Origin of the sequence: Candidatus Methylomirabilis limnetica, from assembly GCF_003044035.1 — a bacterium.
Classification (GTDB): domain Bacteria; phylum Methylomirabilota; class Methylomirabilia; order Methylomirabilales; family Methylomirabilaceae; genus Methylomirabilis; species Methylomirabilis limnetica.
In genome coordinates this window covers 1-1692 of the sequence record NZ_NVQC01000034.1, presented here as the reverse complement: position 1 = coordinate 1692, position 1692 = coordinate 1, and the positions used below count along the sequence as shown (strand labels likewise).

At 57.6% G+C, this 1692-nt stretch carries 3 protein-coding genes; 1 reads left to right on the top strand and 2 read right to left on the bottom strand.

Annotation, left to right across the window (positions count from 1 at the left end; genetic code table 11):
- Nucleotides 1-604: 604 nt before the first annotated feature.
- Together CLG94_RS11980 and CLG94_RS14070 are read right to left on the bottom strand one after the other, a co-directional pair.
- Nucleotides 605-841: a YgiT-type zinc finger protein gene (locus CLG94_RS11980; RefSeq protein WP_107563850.1), complete on the bottom strand. Its 237-nt coding sequence runs from the start codon at nucleotides 839-841 to the stop codon at nucleotides 605-607.
- 45 nt (nucleotides 842-886) lie between these two features.
- Nucleotides 887-1051, bottom strand: a complete 165-nt coding sequence (locus tag CLG94_RS14070; RefSeq protein WP_432264769.1) for a hypothetical protein — start codon at nucleotides 1049-1051, stop codon at nucleotides 887-889.
- Nucleotides 1052-1202: 151 nt separating this feature from the next.
- On the opposite strand from CLG94_RS14070, the gene CLG94_RS11970 reads away from it, so the two are divergent.
- A partial coding sequence (locus CLG94_RS11970) for a helix-turn-helix domain-containing protein (RefSeq protein ID WP_133174623.1) occupies nucleotides 1203-1692 on the top strand: 490 nt, incomplete at its 3' end.

The window sequence follows — 1692 nt, the reverse complement described above, 5'->3', positions numbered from 1 at the left end:
CCCCCCCCCCAGTCTGCGTGCGATGCACAGGCAGGCGCCCCTACGAAGATGTCATGACAGGTCAATGAACTACCCCGGAGCAAGCTACGGGGTATCGTCTTCTGTTATGGCCCGTCATTCCGTGCTTGACACGGAATCCAGTCGGGCCCGCTGGATACCGGCTTCCGCCGGTATGACGAACTCGCGGCAAGCTGCGGGGTATCAACCCTCAACGGAATGAACGGGTTGCGCTGTCAATCCCTGTTCGTGGGCCTCTCACAGTGATGTGTGCCTGATGGGGTCCTCTCGCGGCATATGGCGTGGGTCGGCGGGGGTAACACTATGGCCAGAGGGAGCCGGCATGGTATTACAGGGAGGCGTGGTTGAGTGACCCAGGTTCGACGGGCTCACCACGAACGGAATGTTGATGAATTTATGAAATACTACACTAGGAGGGTTGACGAGGAATGTCGGAACAGACCCAAACGATCTCAGAGTGATTTGAGCTAACGGTCCATTCCGGAGAGGTCCAGGCGGTAACACGATACAAAGCCTGCATCCAAGTAGATCCAGAGCCTTTGCATCGCATTATGGGGAGGCAGGTGACGCCCCACGCCACACGCTGTCAGGCAACCTCTCTTGTGTACCGAATCACGGGGACGCTTATTGTCCGGGCTGTTCGGCGATGCTTCGAGTCTTCCAGGAGTGCAGCTACCTGCCTGCCAACGTCCGCCTTGACCACTTTCTCCCCACATTGTGGGCAGACCCCTGCCGGCACATTCTCCATCACAATGAGTTTCCCTTTAACCCAGAACTGCTGCTTGACGCGCCTCTCTTTACAAGTTCGCCGCAGATGTGACATTCACCATAATCATACATAGACATAGATCGATTCCCTTTCATGTCCTCATTCTACCAGGCAGGTTGTGATAAAGAGAAGTTTCCCCCTTTCTTTGATCCGGCAAATGATTGCGACGGGGCGCCCGTCGATCGCAGCCCCAACGATTTCGTAGCGTGTTCCGCGGGGGTCACGGGTGAATCGCCTTCTAACCCTACCCGTGGCTATAGCCATCTCAATGTCTCTTATTACGGGGAGCATAAAATAGGGTCCTTCCGGAACGAGTGTGGGTGACCACAACCGGTAGTGGCTGGGTAAGGATGGATATTCGACATCAGGGAGCGATCCGACGAGACTCTTCTAGGGTCGAAGAGGAGACTGCGGCATGGAAGACAGGCTGTTGTATGCGAAGTTGCTTGGCATCGAGTTCCCGTGGCTGATCAGCAGAGTTCAAGTGGATATGCCGGCGGAGCGCATCGACGTTTGGGTCGAGGAGGCGTCGGGAGCGCGCTTTGCGTGCGCGGTGTGCCAACAGGACGCGCCGGTGTACGACCACACGCCGGAGCAAGCATGGCGACATCTGGATACCTGCCAATGTCGAACCTACGTTCATGCAAGTCTGCCGCGAACCAATTGCCCCAAGGACGGGGTCAAGCAGGTTCGATCTCCGTGGGCGGAACCGAGGTCGCAGTTCACGCGGTTGTTTGAGATGCGAATGATCGACACGCTCAAGGAATGTGACGTGACGGGTGTGACGCGACTTACGGGAACCTCGTGGGACGAGACCTGGGGCGTGATGATGCGTGCGGTCGACCGCGGACTGGCGCGGAAAGACCGGCGCGTGCCGGCGCGCATCGGCATTGACGAGAAGTCGG

Coding starts and splice junctions, on each gene's coding strand:
- CLG94_RS11980 (WP_107563850.1), bottom strand. CDS start 841: ATGTCACATCTGCGGCGAACTTGTAAAGAGAGGCGCGTCAAGCAGCAG.
- CLG94_RS14070 (WP_432264769.1), bottom strand. CDS start 1,051: ATGGCTATAGCCACGGGTAGGGTTAGAAGGCGATTCACCCGTGACCCC.